The organism is Streptococcus sp. Marseille-P6264 (assembly GCF_902460355.1).
Taxonomy (GTDB): domain Bacteria; phylum Bacillota; class Bacilli; order Lactobacillales; family Streptococcaceae; genus Streptococcus.
Window position 1 is genome coordinate 672,674 of sequence record NZ_CABPTO010000001.1, and the last position, 13,481, is coordinate 686,154.

Sequence of the window (13,481 nt, forward strand, 5' to 3'; positions counted from 1 at the left end):
TATCAATTTGAGGATATCGACAATTATCACTATTGCTTAAGCGACTGTCTTTTCTCACGCTTAGCCAAAATAGGCAAGATGACTCCCAAACTAATCAAGACAATCGGCGTCAAGATATTTGTCATCAGAGAGAAGCGCCAACCTGCTGGATCCGCTGCGTAGTCTACCTTAGGAACCATTCCTAAAATACAAGCAAAGGCTGTGAAGAGGAAGCACCAAGCTCCAATAGCAAAGCCAACTTTTGGATTTTTGGTAAACTTGTACTCTGCATCTTTGTACTTCTTCCAAGCTTTATTGAGCAGCATATAAGCCACAAATACCCAGAGATAACGCATGGGCATAACGATAGAGTTAAGATTGGTCATCCATTTAACTAGGCCATCAATTTCTTTGATTCCAAAGATAGGCAGGATAATCAAGAAGCTGACCAAAATCCCAGTCAAGATGTAACCGTTAATCAACACACCTTTTGATGTCCGCTTGCGTAGCCAGCTCGGAACAAATTCTTCATCAGCATTATTTAGCAAGATTTGTAGAGGGGCATCAATAGAGAAAGCTAAGGCCGCGATCTGTCCGACCATATTAGTCAGGGCATAGATAACGACTAGCACATTGCCCACACCCCAGTAGTTACCCAGCATTTGGAAGGCTTGGTAGGCACCATTGCGCATCAAGTCTTCAGGAATATTGCTGCCATCAAAAAGCATACCCATAGCTAGAGAGCCTAAAATCGCAGAGGCCCCAACCATGATGGCCATGATGATCATTCCTTTTGGAAATTCCTTGGCTGGATTGCGAGTCTGATTAACGTAAGGCGAGATTTTCTCAGCCCCACCGACTGCAAAGACCAAGAGCGAGATAGTCGTAAAATATGAAAAATCAAAATTAGGAATATAAGTGCTGAGTTTGTCCATATTAGCCGTCGCAAACTGCATGTCCGGCTTGATAAAAGGCGCGCCAACCGCTAAGAGAACAAAGAGGAAGGACATAATCAGCATGGCACTTCCGGCTAAGCCCCCAATCACCTTAAGTGTGGACAGCCCTTTGGTGGACAAGTAGAGGAAGGCACCGAAGATCAGCAAGCTAAGAATAACAATCCAATGAAAATCCAAGCTGCTCAAAAAATCGCCATTGCCTTGGATAGCCCAACCTAAAGGAATCAAAACTCCCTGCGGCTTTTGAGCCAGATAGGGGATATGTACGACCCAGTAAGTCCAAGCCGCAAAATAAGCCAAGCGCTTGGTAGAAGTCTTCTCCACCCAGTCGCTGACACCACCTCCGCTTTCCTTGAAAGTCGAGCCTAGCTGCCCCACGATGAGGGCATAAGGAATAAAGTAAATGGCCAGGATAAGAATCCAAGAAACAACGACCGAAATCCCTTGTTGGGAGTAGTTGTTGACCACATTTCCCAGACCCCAAACCATATTAAAGGCAATCAGGGACACCATCAGCCAAGTCAGCTGGTTCTGATCTTTTTTCATCATTCATCTCCTTTGAATATAAAATAAATAGCTACATAAAATTATACCATGTTTTTATATTTTTGTAACCGTCTTCAGCATATTTTGTCCAAAAAAAGAGCTACCCGTAGGTAGCTCAAATTCTATTCTTAAAGTGAGTTCACATCAACCTTGATACCAACACCTTGAGTAGTTGTGATAGTCAAATTTGTTACGTAAGTTCCTTTAGCTGTAGCTGGTTTTGCTTTTTGGATTGTTTCGTTGAACGCTTTGAAGTTTTCAACCAATTTTTCAGCTTCAAATGATACTTTACCGATGATTGCTTGAACGTTACCTGCACGGTCAGCACGGTAAGTGATCTTACCACCTTTAGACTCTTCAACTGCTTTAGCAACATCCATTGTTACAGTACCAGTTTTAGGGTTTGGCATCAAGTTACGTGGTCCAAGGACACGTCCAAGACGTCCAACAAGAGCCATCATGTCAGGTGTAGCGATAACTACGTCGAAGTCCAACCAACCGTCGTTGATTTTTGCAACAAGGTCATCTTCACCAACAAAGTCTGCACCTGCAGCTTTTGCTTCTTCAGCTTTTGCACCACGTGCAAAAACAAGAACGCGTGAAGTTTTACCAGTACCGTTTGGCAATACCATTGCGCCACGGATTTGTTGGTCAGCTTTTTTAACGTCGATGTTCAAGTTGTAAGCAACTTCTACAGTTGCGTCGAATTTTGCAAAGTTAGTTTCTTTTGCAAGTGCTACAGCTTCTTCTACGCTGTATGCTTTTGTGCTGTCGATTTTCTCAAGTGCAGCACGAAGTTGTTTGCTTTTTTTAGCCATTTTCTATTCTCCTTGTAAGTGGTTCAATCGATTTTCATCTCCCACGTCACTTCTCGAAATGATGAAGTCTTGCGGGTTATATTGGGGTGTTATTGATTAGTCAACAACAGTGAATCCCATAGAACGAGCAGTACCTTCGATCATACGCATTGCAGACTCAATGTTTGCTGCGTTCAAATCTGGCATCTTAGTTTCTGCAATTTCTTGTACTTGTGCACGAGTAACTGTAGCAACTTTCGTTTTGTTAGGTGTACCTGATCCTTTTTCAACACCTGCAGCTTTTTTCAAAAGAACAGCAGCTGGTGGTGTCTTTGTAACGAAAGTAAATGATTTGTCTTCGTATACTGAGATAACAACTGGAATGATCATACCAGCTTGGTCAGCTGTACGAGCGTTGAACTCTTTTGTGAATCCCATGATGTTGATACCAGCTTGACCAAGAGCAGGTCCAACCGGTGGAGCTGGAGTAGCTTTACCAGCAGGGATTTGCAATTTTACAAGTTTTTCGACTTTTTTAGCCATTTTTAAATCCTCCTTTGTGGTTTTGGCGGTAATTAGAGATTTTTACCTCCCACAAGTATGCTTTTTGCATACTTTTCTATTATACACTAATCTTTTCAAAATGCAAGAAAAATTCTTATATTTTCTCGTTTTTATGGTAAAATGGTTACATGGTATTATTAAAAATTGCTTCTGTATTATTTATCTTTTTAACACTTATCTTATCGATTATCGCGGTGAAGGTCTTCAAGCTAAGAAAATTTGGCTTGAATTTTGCAGATTTGGCTTTCCCTTTTTTTGCCATGGAGTTTTATATCATTTCAGACAAGGCCTTCTACCATAGTCTTTTGCCTCACCTATTATTCGTCTTGTCTGGCCTAGCTATTGCCATCACAGCCTATTTTCTTAGAAAAAAACGGACTTTCTACTATCCTAAGTTCTTTAAATTCTTCTGGCGGGCTGGTTTTATCTTGACTTTCTTTATGTACCTAGCCATGGTCATCGCCCTCTTTTTATAAATGTAAACCACAACCCATCGGTCTGTACTGACCGATGGTTTTTTCATACGCGCATCTTACGAGTCATTCTTCTGTTGAGAAACGAAGACCTTCCGATTCTCTTAGTCTTATTCATGAATCTCTAGAGGCAGGCCATCGGGATCAAAGAAGAAAGCCATCTTACGGCCGTCAAAGTCGTCATAGCGCAATTCGGTATGGGGAATCTCCAATCGGTCAAATTCCGCTAGCGTTTCTTCGACATCCGTCACTCGGAAGGCCAGATGTCGCAATCCAGTATGCTCTGGAGCTGGCAAGGCTGGCCTCTTGGGAGCCTCTTCCTTGATGAAAATTTCCAGCGTCAAATTTCCCTTGCGGACATTAAAGAGAATGTCCTGCTTGTCGGGGCGATGGTGCTCATCCAGCATGTCAAAGCCCAGCTTTTCTACATAAAAATCCTTAGTCTTGTCATAATCATGGCCAATAATCGCAATATGGTGAATGCTATCTAGTTTCATAACTGTTTCCTTTCATTCCTCAGTAGAGAAAATCTGCCGGCTAACTGCTGGCAGATTTGTATTTTCAGGATATTATTCTTGTTAACCAACTGCTCGGGAAAATGTTTAACTTGTCTGCAACACTTTTCTCGGCTTGGTTCCTTCGGCCGGCCCGATAACGCCTGCTGCTTCCAGCTCTTCCATGAGACGAGTAGCCCGATTAAAGCCGACCGAGAGTCGCCGCTGGATCATAGAGGCGCTGGCTTTCTGAGTCTCGATAACCAAGGCCTTGGCTTCCTCAAAGAGAGGATCGCCTTCATCATCGCCCCCGCCAGTATCCAAATCACTTTCAGATACTTCGCCAGGATCAAAATTATCATCATAGTCAGCTTCAGCTTGATTCTTGACAAAAGCTACGATTCGCTCTACATCTTCATCTGAGATAAAGGAGCCCTGCAGACGGACTGGATGATTTTCATCAATCGGCTTAAAGAGCATATCGCCACGTCCCAAAAGCTTTTCCGCTCCATTCTCATCCAGAATGGTCCGGCTATCTGTCCCACTAGACACAGCAAAGGCAATCCGAGAGGGGACATTGGCCTTGATTAAGCCCGAGATAACATCTACAGATGGCCTCTGGGTAGCCAGAATCATGTGAATCCCAGCCGCACGCGCTTTTTGTCCCAGACGTATAATAGCGTCTTCCACTTCCTTGCTGGCCACCATCATGAGGTCAGCCAGCTCGTCCACGATGACGACGATTAAAGGCAGGGGCACCTGCTTGTATTCTGATTGGGCATTGTACTCGGCTACTTTAGCATTGTAGCCGGCAATATTACGGGCACCGACCTTGGAGAAGAGTTCATAGCGGTTTTCCATCTCGTCCACGACCTTCTGCAGAGCGCGGCTGGCCTTGCGAGGATTGGTCACAACGGGGATAAGCAAGTGGGGAATGTCATTATAAACGGACAGCTCCACCATCTTAGGATCCACCATCATAAACTTGACTTCATCCGGTCTGGCTTTCATGAGAATGCTGGCAATAATACCGTTGACGGCCACAGATTTACCAGATCCAGTAGAGCCCGCCACCAAGAGATGGGGCATCTTAGCCAAGTCAAAAGAACGGACAGAGCCGTTGACAGCTTTTCCTAGAGGGATTTCTAAGAGCTTACTAGCATCCGTCTTAGACTGCTCCCAAAGTTCTCGGAAGGTCACGGTCGCAATTTCAGAGTTGGGCACTTCGATCCCGACAAGAGACTTCCCAGGAATTGGTGCCTCAATCCGCACATCTTTGGCAGCAAGAGCGAGAGCCAAGTCATCCGCCAGATTGGAGATCCGATTGACCCGAACGCCGACAGCTGGCTTAACCTCGTACTTGGTGACAGAAGGCCCGATTTCAGCCCGCTCAACAGTAACCTTAATCCCAAAACTAGCAAATGTTTCTTCCAAAATCTTGATGTTTTCTCGGACAATCCGCTTTTCTTTAGTCTGGTTCTTAGGCTTGTCAGGCGCAAAGAGATTGATGGTCGGTAATTTATAATCTAGACTTTCTTTGGTCGTAAAATCTACCTCTACGTCCGCCTCTGCTTCTTCTATTTCCTCGTCTCGGTCAAAGTCTAGCGGCTCATGAGGATTATAGTTTCCCTCTTCAGCATAGTCCGCCTCGTCAAAGTCCATAGGCGAATAGGACAAGTCCTCGGCATCTAGAATCTCTCCCGTTTCAGGATCCACTTCAGCTTCTGCCTGCTCTACCTCAATGGCTTGCATAGCTGCCTGTGCAGCTTTCTCCTCCTGCTCAAGAAAACGGAGCTGACGTTTTTCTTCCTCTTTTTCTCTCCAATTTTGGAAAGCCACGCTAAATTTCTCAGCAAGATCATAAAGCGACCATGGACTCATGAGCAGGGCCCCCAGCAAAATCAGGAGCAGCCCGATAAAATAAGAACCGATATTTGAAAAGAGAAAAGAAATCGGAGCATAAAGAGCCGCCCCAATCAGTCCCCCACCAGCAAATGAGGTAACTTTAAAGGCCATCAAATCTGTCAGGACTCGCGTAAGCGTAGTGGATAAAACCTGCCCTTTCAAATGCAAAACATGAACAAAATAGGCTTGAAAAATTAAGCTGAGTCCTAAGAAAAAGCTGATAAAGCCAGAAATCTTTCCCTCATGTTTGTGCAGCCACTTAAAGAAAAAGAGATAAAACAAGGCAGCTAGAATCGCCACATAAGCCAGACTCCCTACCAGAACCCGAATTAAGTTATAAATGGTGACGCCAAAAGCCCCCAGCTTCAAAGCAGCAAACAACAAAGCGATAGCCAAAACAAAGGTGACTATCATACGTCGAATCGCTTTCTGTCTTTCTAATTCCGCTTTTGTCGGCCTTCTCGTAGTCCGACTGTTTCTTGTATTTTTCTTATTTGCCATAACTTTCATTATACCATATTTTAAGATCTTCTAAAGAGAAAACTAGCTGCCTTTTGCAACTAGTTTCCGCTTTATTCTTCTGGCAAAATCAACCAGAAAATGAGGTAGGGAAGAAGTCCAATCCCATAAGCGAAAAAGGAGACTCCCCAGATGACACGGATGATGACCGGATCTATATTAAAATACCAGCTAGGCCGGAGCAAACTCCCGCAATGATTTTATCATCAGCACTTCTTGTTAAACGTCTTGCCATAATCAAGCCCCCTTCAAACGAACGACAAATTTTTATCAAACGCAACCAATGATTCTCATCTTATTTTACCATAATTTTTCCTCAAATAATTGTCGGAACTTCATTATCGTCTTCAAAATCTTCGACATTTTCTTAATCAGGGAAAGGTTTCTGGATACGTCCTAGGATAAAATGCGAGAGCGAACCAACCAGCAGAAAGTTGATCGGAAAAGCCATGATAAAATTTGTTCCCAAAGCTCCCAAATAGCTTTCCATTGACAAGTCCACACCATTAAAAAGCAGGCCATAGACTGACATCAATGATACCATCATGAGCACCATACCTCCAGATATGACCGCAATCTTTTGCCAGCGCTTGTGATAGTCTTTCAAAAAGTGGAAGGACAGCCCTTTGACCAAGGCTCCTACTAAAAGAACATCTAATAAAAAGGCCGTTATAAAACCAGATAGATAGTCAGCAGCTAAATTTCCTAAAGATACACGGCATAGTAGATAGAGATTCCAAATGGACATCCCCAAGGCCATCATACTACACATGGGCAAGGTTAAGAAGATAGCTTCTTTAAAATTTCTCGGCATAAACACTCCATTTCTGATGGATTACATTCATGCTAGCATAAATATTTTTGTCTCGTAAGCAAAATTTTCAAGAGAATATTTCCATAGCCTGAGATTGGTAATCCTTAGTTATTTTTGCTAGACTAAGTAGAAGAAAAGTATCGAAAAGGAGAAAACCATGCGAGCAGGTGTGATTATTTACAATCCTTTCTTAGACAAGATTTTACTGATTCACCGCTGGAAGGACGGACAAGAGTATTTCGTGATTCCCGGTGGAACTATCGAGCCTGGAGAAAAGCCTTTAGAGGCTGCCTTACGGGAAATGAAAGAAGAAGTCGATCTGACCTTTTCTGCCGACCAACTATGCACAGCTTTTTCCCTTAATAATCAGGGCAAAGAGGAGTATTATTTCTACACCGAACTATCTACGGCTGATACACCCCTCATGCAGGGTGAGGAAGCCCAGCGCAGTAGTCTCCAAAACATTTACCAGCCCAAATGGGTCAGCTTGCAAGAACTTTACAACTACAATCTGCGTCCAGAAATCCTTAAATCGCTACTCTTGGAATTTCTGACGCAGGAAAGTTTGAAAAACTAAGGCACTTATAGTAAAATAGCAATAGTTCATAAACTTATGCATAGAAAGGTTATTTATGAAAAAAATCATTCTTTTTAGTCTTTTATCTGCACTTGCTCTGACAGGCTGCTCCACTAAAGAAGATTCTACTACCAAGTCCTCCAGCGCTCCTAAGCAGTCTTCTGCTACCGATACTAGCTCTGAGGCAGCGGAAGCTCAAAAACTCCGTGAACAGTACAAGGATGCCATGACCAATGAGAATGCCAACTTCCCACAACTATCTACAGAAGTTGCTGAAGATGAGGCTGAAGTCAAGATTATCACAACACAAGGAGACATTCGCCTCAAGCTGTTTCCTAAATACGCTCCTTTAGCTGTCGAAAATTTTCTGACACATGCAAAAGAAGGCTATTATGACGGTGTGATTTTCCACCGCGTTATCAACGACTTCATGATTCAGACCGGCGATCCTAAAGGAGATGGTACGGGTGGCGAATCCATTTGGAAAGGCAAGAATGAGGCTATTGACTCAGGAAATGGCTTCAAGAATGAATATTCTCCTTACCTCTACAACTTGCGCGGTGCACTAGCCATGGCTAATGCTGGAAAAGACACCAACGGCAGTCAATTTTTCATCAACCAAAGCAAGAAAGACTTATCCAAACAATTACCGACCGACACCTTCCCAGCTAAAATCATTGAAGCTTACAAAAACGGCGGAAATCCAAGCCTTGACGGCGGCTATACCGTCTTTGGTCAAGTCATTGAAGGAATGGACGTAGTAGACAAAATCGCTGCCACAGAAACTGGCGATAAAGATAAACCCAAAACAGATATTAAAATCGAAAAGATTGAAATTATAAAAGAATAGGACCAGAGTCAACTCGAGTTCTAGTCATCTTATGAGTTATGCCTTAATAGCAACAAAACAAACAACCAGTCCCCAAAAACGAGGACTGGTTTTACTATGCATTTTTCTAATTATCCAGCAGCTCAACTCCACTTTTAAAGTGAAGTATATAGCTTCTAACTTTTGAGAATAAGGTAGATGCTGAGTCTGCAATTAGATTTTACTGGACATAATTACCACCTGTAAAATGATAATACTCTTCCAGTGTGAGACCAGATTCGGAAATTTCCTTGGCCTCTTTTCCTACATAGCGTAGATGCCAACTTTCAGGCACATAGCCAGTAGAAGCCTCCTTGCCAACAGGATAGCGTACTACAAAACCATATTTATAGGCATTGTCCAAGAGCCACTGACTAGCCCCAGCTTCTTCAACCAGATTGCCGCTACTATCAATTAAATCAAACGCTAAACCAGTTTGGTGCTCACTGTAGCCCGGTCTTGCCGAATAGCGATCAGCCGCAGCTTGCCCATCTCGATTCACATAACTTTGATAAAGGCCTACCTGAGTTTGGTAGCTACGAAAACCGCTATATTGGTTGCTGATAGGATAACCTTTGGACTGCATATCTGCGATTAACTTAAGTAATTCTGCTTTAGCAGTTGGATCCTCACCTGGATTGTAATCAGCTGATAATGGATAGTGTTTATTGGCGATGACTATTTCGTCATATTTCCCTTGAACGCTATAATAGCTTCCGTTGTAAGAAACATTTTTATCGACAGTTACGTCCTGCTTTTGCTCCTTCTTAGACTCCGCACTATCCGATTCACTCCTCGTATCTTGGCTAGATGACCGATCTTTTTCACCCTCTTTTTTTTCAACAGATACCTTTGAGCTACTTGCTTGCTTGTTTGTACTACTTTCAGTCTTGTCTTTAGCTGCTGAGCAAGCACTTAAAACCAAGACTGACATTGCTAGAAAAATAAGTTTATTATATTTCATTGTATCCCACTAACTTTCTGAAACTTCAATATTATAGATCACAAAAGAATTTCCAGCCGGCTTCAAATAGTAAGTTTTATTTTTACGATTGACACTATTTGGAGTATTATCCATATAGTGCACTGTGTAGTCCTCATAAGTCGTTACAATATAAGAACCATTTTCCTCCCGCACATCACGGATATCCAAGGCTCCTGGATCGTAATAATCAATTTTCGCCTTCTTGACACCGCCACCTGTAGTCCACTCAACCATTTCTTTGTATACTGGACTAGAAGTGTCGTAGTATTGAGCGTAGTAATTAGAACGATTAGAAACCGATCTGAAAATAGCACTGCGATATTCACTAAGGAAATTGGTGATTTTTGCCTTGTTAGCTTCTAGCTTTTTAGCTTCTTCGTCCTTTTCTTTGATCTTATCTGTCACTTCTTTAGGTAAAGATAAAGCAACATCAAGCGTATCTCCCTTGACAACAATACTTTCCTTGTTGGTTACAAAAGTGTTATCAGCAACAACAAACTTAGCATAAACTTCCAGTTCTTGATGTGGTACAACTTGAATATCTGTTTCCAAGCTACTACCAATTTCCTTTCCATTTACAACAATTTTAAGGTCTGTTGCATTTGAAGCTTCTGCTGGCAGAATAACCTTCAATCGTTTCTTTTCAGATTTAAGATCCAATTTAATTTCATTATTCTTAGCAGTTGCTAAATCAAGCTGAATCTTACTCTCAATTTCTCCGACTTCCGTCTTACCCTTGAGGGTGAATTCCTGCCTGATAAAATGATATTTGCCAATATTCGTTTCAGCATTCTTATTCAAAGGAAGGCTTTTCTTATCTCCTGCTTTGATGCTCACATTGTCTAAGTTCGTGTTAACCTTAACCTCTACTGGATGGGCTACTATTTGATATTCCTGAAAAATTCCAAATTTTTTGCTCTTTTCAGTCACACCTAAAAGTTTATTCTGATTGTCATCAATATAAGCTGATTTGCCCTTTGACTTAGCAATGTTGTCCAGCTCGGTCTCAATATTGATTTCTTGACTTTCTAAGTGTTCGACTAAAGCCCTCGCATCTGCGCGTGTCCACTTATCTGAATTCGTAGAGAGAAGGTTTGCAATTCCATCATAATCCTTTTTAGTAACTGCTTTTGCAAAATCGTCCGTCACTACTTTAACACCTGTCACCGAGCTCAAATAAAGAAAGGCTGCCACCAAAACAGAAAGCAAAATCAAAGGAAAAGCAAGTAACATGACTTTCTTCTTTGACATTCTTTTTTCTGCTTTTTTATCGCTTTCTGTGGTAATTCCGAATCCAGTAATTCAGAGCGAACAGGCAAATTAATAAAACCTTGATTTCGTGCTTCTAAAAATTCCTCTTTAGTCGGCTTTCTACCAATATTCATCTCGAAAGCTTGCAGCCAATTTTCCCGTTGCTCTTGGTATTGATCAGGCTCTGGAATTTCTTGCTTCTCTTCTTTAGGAGAATCCACAACAGTTTCTTCTTTGAAAAACTCTAGGGCTGGCTCCTCTTGTCCCAAATTTTGTTCTTGATTCACCGAGCTTTGCTTCTCTTCAGCTACCCCATCGTTACTTTGTCCTGCCGGAGCCGCAATAGAAATAATCTTTCTGGGATCAAAATCAGAACGCTTTCCTTCTAAAAATTCATCTGCGGTTGGCTTTCTACCAATAACTTGCTCAAAAAGCTCAACCCACTTTTCTTTCGTTGTCATAAATCACCTCCTAAAACTTTACATCATCATAAGACTCATCAGCAATGAGAAAGCGATGAAAGTAAAGATAAATGTAATCACACCATTGACAATGATTGCCAGTAAATATTTATAAAAAGGATCCATTGACGTGCTAGATTTTGAATAAATCAAAGCAAAGGTTGCTCCGACTCCAATTAACACCAAGCCAATCCATGCTAGGAAGAGGGATACAGACATAATGCCTAGTAAACTAAATAAAGCAGAAAGAGCTACAAAAGGTAAGACAATCGCATAGAGTCGGCCATACCAGTCGAATGCCTTATTAAAGCTAAAGCTTCCATCCTTATAGACCATGCGTTTTACAGCAAAACCTCCTAAAATAATGGAGAAAAGAACGAGGCCTGCCGCTATCAGTGAGACCAAGAACAGTCTAAAATCAAAAGTCGGACCACTGTAAAAGCCAAAACTCACCGAAGAAATAATATTATAAAAATTATAATTCACCACAATAGCTGCAAAGAAAACAGTCAATCCTAGAGAAAGATAGCCATTTAATTTGCTACTTTCAACTTCTGAAGTTGGCGACTTCCAAGCAGAAACAAGCTAAGCCCAGAAACCTTTCATTGTTTTAGAAAATTCACTTGGTTGCGCCGGCTGTTGCTGACTATAATAGGCCTGTGGACCTTACTGGAAATTCTGCACATTGAACTGGCCTTGCGGATTATTTTAATAAGCTTGCTGATTGAAGCCTTGCGGACCAGAAGATTGAGGCTGACCAACAAACTGGTTAGGTTGCCCACCATTTGGCTGTTGATAAGGATATCCCTGCTGAGCAAACGATTGTGGTTGATTAGCAAATTGATTTATGTTTTGCTGTTGCTGGGGAAGCTCTTGATATTACTGCCCAGTTGGCTGAGTGAACGGGGCTTGTACATTCTGTTCCTGAAAAACATTTTGCTGCTGTGCATAGTATTCTCCGTTCGAAGCCACTCCTTGTGCTTGTGTAGTTCCTGCCATGGTTGAAGCAGTCTCATTTCCAACTTGATGTGCACTTGCCAACTCAGGTTCCACAAACTCACCAGCTAGGAAAGCTTGAGCAATTTCTGCATCCGTCGCTGAACGGCCATTCACAGCTTCAAAATATTCGAGCCAATCTTACTTTAACATATAACAATCTCCCATCTATAAATGATTATCCTCATATTAGTATACAAAAAATCGAGTGAAAATTCAATCAAGTCAATAGGCACGCATAAACACCAAAAAATATAAAGTAAGCCAAATACTCTAATCAAAAAGCAAAAAGACCACATCCTATATGGATACTATCTAATTTACGAAAACTTATAAATTATAAAGACATTATAGAAAAGCAAAAAAACAGAACCCATAAAATATAAAAAACAACAGCATATAGCCGTTGTCTTTTATGAATTAGCATATCGGGAAGACAGGATTCGAACCTGCGACACCTTGGTCCCAAACCAAGTACTCTACCAAGCTGAGCTACTTCCCGATCATAAGTAAAAACGGAGTCATAGGACCTCGTTTCCCTTCATGCACCCTAGAGGAGTCGAACCTCTAACCGCCTGATTCGTAGTCAGGTACTCTATCCAGTTGAGCTAAGGGTGCCCTGTCGCATATCCGCTATGCCGAGGACCGGAATCGAACCGGTACGATCGTTACCAATCGCAGGATTTTAAGTCCTGTGCGTCTGCCAGTTCCGCCACCCCGGCCTCAAAGCGAACGACGGGATTCGAACCCGCGACCCCCACCTTGGCAAGGTGGTGTTCTACCACTGAACTACGTTCGCATCTCTATCCAAAAAAAATGCCGGCTACATGACTTGAACACGCGACCCTCTGATTACAAATCAGATGCTCTACCAACTGAGCTAAGCCGGCTCATTTATATTTCTATGCGGGTTAAGGGACTTGAACCCCCACGCCCTAAAGCGCCAGATCCTAAATCTGGTGCGTCTGCCAATTCCGCCAAACCCGCGCTTATGACCCGTACTGGGCTCGAACCAGTGACCCTTTGATTAAAAGTCAAATGCTCTACCAACTGAGCTAACGAGTCTTTCTTCTTGAAACTGTTTAACAATTTCAACGGTCCCGACGGGAATCGAACCCGCGATCTTCGCCGTGACAGGGCGACGTGATAACCGCTACACTACGGGACCTATATGGGAGTTAACGGGATCGAACCGCTGACCCTCTGCTTGTAAGGCAGATGCTCTCCCAGCTGAGCTAAACTCCCAAAAAGGAAGTACTCCGACTTCCTATCCTGCTAAGCGACTACCATATCTCA

10 protein-coding genes, 9 tRNA genes and 3 pseudogenes are annotated in these 13,481 nt (G+C 42.4%); 3 read left to right on the top strand and 19 right to left on the bottom strand.

Annotated features, from left to right (window positions below; all coding sequences use genetic code 11):
- Positions 1-29: 29 nt before the first annotated feature.
- The 3 genes from FZ941_RS03395 to rplK form a co-directional block, all read right to left on the bottom strand.
- Positions 30-1,481, bottom strand: coding sequence for an APC family permease (locus FZ941_RS03395; protein ID WP_148886850.1), 1,452 nt, complete (start codon positions 1,479-1,481; stop codon positions 30-32).
- A gap of 128 nt (positions 1,482-1,609) precedes the next feature.
- Positions 1,610-2,299: a 50S ribosomal protein L1 gene (gene rplA, locus FZ941_RS03400; protein ID WP_001085675.1), complete on the bottom strand. Its 690-nt coding sequence runs from the start codon at positions 2,297-2,299 to the stop codon at positions 1,610-1,612.
- 96 nt (positions 2,300-2,395) lie between these two features.
- Positions 2,396-2,821: a 50S ribosomal protein L11 gene (gene rplK / locus FZ941_RS03405; protein ID WP_001085808.1), complete on the bottom strand. Its 426-nt coding sequence runs from the start codon at positions 2,819-2,821 to the stop codon at positions 2,396-2,398.
- A 149-nt stretch (positions 2,822-2,970) separates the two neighbouring features.
- On the opposite strand from rplK, the gene FZ941_RS03410 reads away from it, so the two are divergent.
- Positions 2,971-3,318 (top strand): DUF3397 domain-containing protein, encoded by a 348-nt coding sequence (locus tag FZ941_RS03410; protein WP_148886851.1) that lies wholly within the window; start codon positions 2,971-2,973, stop codon positions 3,316-3,318.
- Positions 3,319-3,425: 107 nt separating this feature from the next.
- Here FZ941_RS03410 and FZ941_RS03415 read toward each other — a convergent pair whose 3' ends face one another.
- From FZ941_RS03415 to FZ941_RS03430, 4 genes and pseudogenes are all read right to left on the bottom strand, one after another.
- The gene (locus FZ941_RS03415) at positions 3,426-3,812 is read right to left on the bottom strand and encodes a VOC family protein (RefSeq protein ID WP_148886852.1); all 387 of its coding nucleotides are present in this window, start codon (positions 3,810-3,812) and stop codon (positions 3,426-3,428) included.
- Positions 3,813-3,917: 105 nt separating this feature from the next.
- Positions 3,918-6,215 (bottom strand): DNA translocase FtsK, encoded by a 2,298-nt coding sequence (locus FZ941_RS03420; RefSeq protein ID WP_148886853.1) that lies wholly within the window; start codon positions 6,213-6,215, stop codon positions 3,918-3,920.
- Positions 6,216-6,286: 71 nt separating this feature from the next.
- Positions 6,287-6,468, bottom strand: a pseudogene (locus FZ941_RS03425) (PspC domain-containing protein).
- 132 nt (positions 6,469-6,600) lie between these two features.
- A complete protein-coding gene (locus tag FZ941_RS03430; protein WP_148886854.1) occupies positions 6,601-7,047 on the bottom strand; it encodes a DUF2798 domain-containing protein in 447 nt (148 codons plus the stop codon).
- A 157-nt stretch (positions 7,048-7,204) separates the two neighbouring features.
- Here FZ941_RS03430 and FZ941_RS03435 point away from each other — a divergent pair, with 157 nt between their 5' ends.
- Complete coding sequence (locus tag FZ941_RS03435) at positions 7,205-7,624, top strand: NUDIX domain-containing protein (protein WP_148886855.1); 420 nt, start codon at positions 7,205-7,207, stop codon at positions 7,622-7,624.
- Between the two features lie 55 nt (positions 7,625-7,679).
- Entirely contained in the window at positions 7,680-8,474 is a 795-nt protein-coding gene (locus FZ941_RS03440; protein WP_148886856.1) for a peptidylprolyl isomerase, read from the top strand.
- 199 nt (positions 8,475-8,673) lie between these two features.
- Here the strand turns inward: FZ941_RS03440 and ldcB are convergent, their stop codons facing one another.
- The 12 genes and pseudogenes from ldcB to FZ941_RS03500 all read right to left on the bottom strand — a co-directional run bounded on the left by ldcB (position 8,674) and on the right by FZ941_RS03500 (position 13,430).
- Entirely contained in the window at positions 8,674-9,456 is a 783-nt protein-coding gene (gene ldcB / locus FZ941_RS03445) for an LD-carboxypeptidase LdcB/DacB (protein ID WP_148886857.1), read from the bottom strand.
- A 9-nt stretch (positions 9,457-9,465) separates the two neighbouring features.
- Positions 9,466-11,189 (bottom strand): annotated as a pseudogene (locus FZ941_RS03450) (TcaA second domain-containing protein).
- An 18-nt stretch (positions 11,190-11,207) separates the two neighbouring features.
- Positions 11,208-12,302: pseudogene (locus tag FZ941_RS03455) on the bottom strand (DUF6574 domain-containing protein).
- A 311-nt stretch (positions 12,303-12,613) separates the two neighbouring features.
- Positions 12,614-12,687: transfer RNA gene (locus FZ941_RS03460), tRNA-Pro, on the bottom strand.
- Positions 12,688-12,729: 42 nt separating this feature from the next.
- Positions 12,730-12,803: transfer RNA gene (locus tag FZ941_RS03465), tRNA-Arg, on the bottom strand.
- Between the two features lie 18 nt (positions 12,804-12,821).
- Positions 12,822-12,907: transfer RNA gene (locus tag FZ941_RS03470), tRNA-Leu, on the bottom strand.
- A gap of 5 nt (positions 12,908-12,912) precedes the next feature.
- Positions 12,913-12,984: transfer RNA gene (locus FZ941_RS03475), tRNA-Gly, on the bottom strand.
- An 18-nt stretch (positions 12,985-13,002) separates the two neighbouring features.
- Positions 13,003-13,075, bottom strand: a tRNA-Thr gene (locus FZ941_RS03480).
- Positions 13,076-13,090: 15 nt separating this feature from the next.
- Positions 13,091-13,172 (bottom strand) — tRNA-Leu (locus FZ941_RS03485).
- 5 nt (positions 13,173-13,177) lie between these two features.
- Positions 13,178-13,250, bottom strand: a tRNA-Lys gene (locus tag FZ941_RS03490).
- Between the two features lie 30 nt (positions 13,251-13,280).
- Positions 13,281-13,353: transfer RNA gene (locus FZ941_RS03495), tRNA-Asp, on the bottom strand.
- 4 nt (positions 13,354-13,357) lie between these two features.
- Positions 13,358-13,430: transfer RNA gene (locus FZ941_RS03500), tRNA-Val, on the bottom strand.
- Positions 13,431-13,481: the final 51 nt, after the last annotated feature.

Excerpts from the sequence above, each read along its gene's own strand:
- FZ941_RS03435 (WP_148886855.1), top strand. The coding sequence starts at position 7,205 with ATGCGAGCAGGTGTGATTATTTACAATCCTTTCTTAGACAAGATTTTA.
- rplA (WP_001085675.1), bottom strand. The coding sequence starts at position 2,299 with ATGGCTAAAAAAAGCAAACAACTTCGTGCTGCACTTGAGAAAATCGAC.
- FZ941_RS03395 (WP_148886850.1), bottom strand. The coding sequence starts at position 1,481 with ATGAAAAAAGATCAGAACCAGCTGACTTGGCTGATGGTGTCCCTGATT.
- FZ941_RS03420 (WP_148886853.1), bottom strand. The coding sequence starts at position 6,215 with ATGGCAAATAAGAAAAATACAAGAAACAGTCGGACTACGAGAAGGCCG.
- FZ941_RS03430 (WP_148886854.1), bottom strand. The coding sequence starts at position 7,047 with ATGCCGAGAAATTTTAAAGAAGCTATCTTCTTAACCTTGCCCATGTGT.
- FZ941_RS03440 (WP_148886856.1), top strand. The coding sequence starts at position 7,680 with ATGAAAAAAATCATTCTTTTTAGTCTTTTATCTGCACTTGCTCTGACA.
- FZ941_RS03410 (WP_148886851.1), top strand. The coding sequence starts at position 2,971 with ATGGTATTATTAAAAATTGCTTCTGTATTATTTATCTTTTTAACACTT.
- FZ941_RS03415 (WP_148886852.1), bottom strand. The coding sequence starts at position 3,812 with ATGAAACTAGATAGCATTCACCATATTGCGATTATTGGCCATGATTAT.
- rplK (WP_001085808.1), bottom strand. The coding sequence starts at position 2,821 with ATGGCTAAAAAAGTCGAAAAACTTGTAAAATTGCAAATCCCTGCTGGT.
- ldcB (WP_148886857.1), bottom strand. The coding sequence starts at position 9,456 with ATGAAATATAATAAACTTATTTTTCTAGCAATGTCAGTCTTGGTTTTA.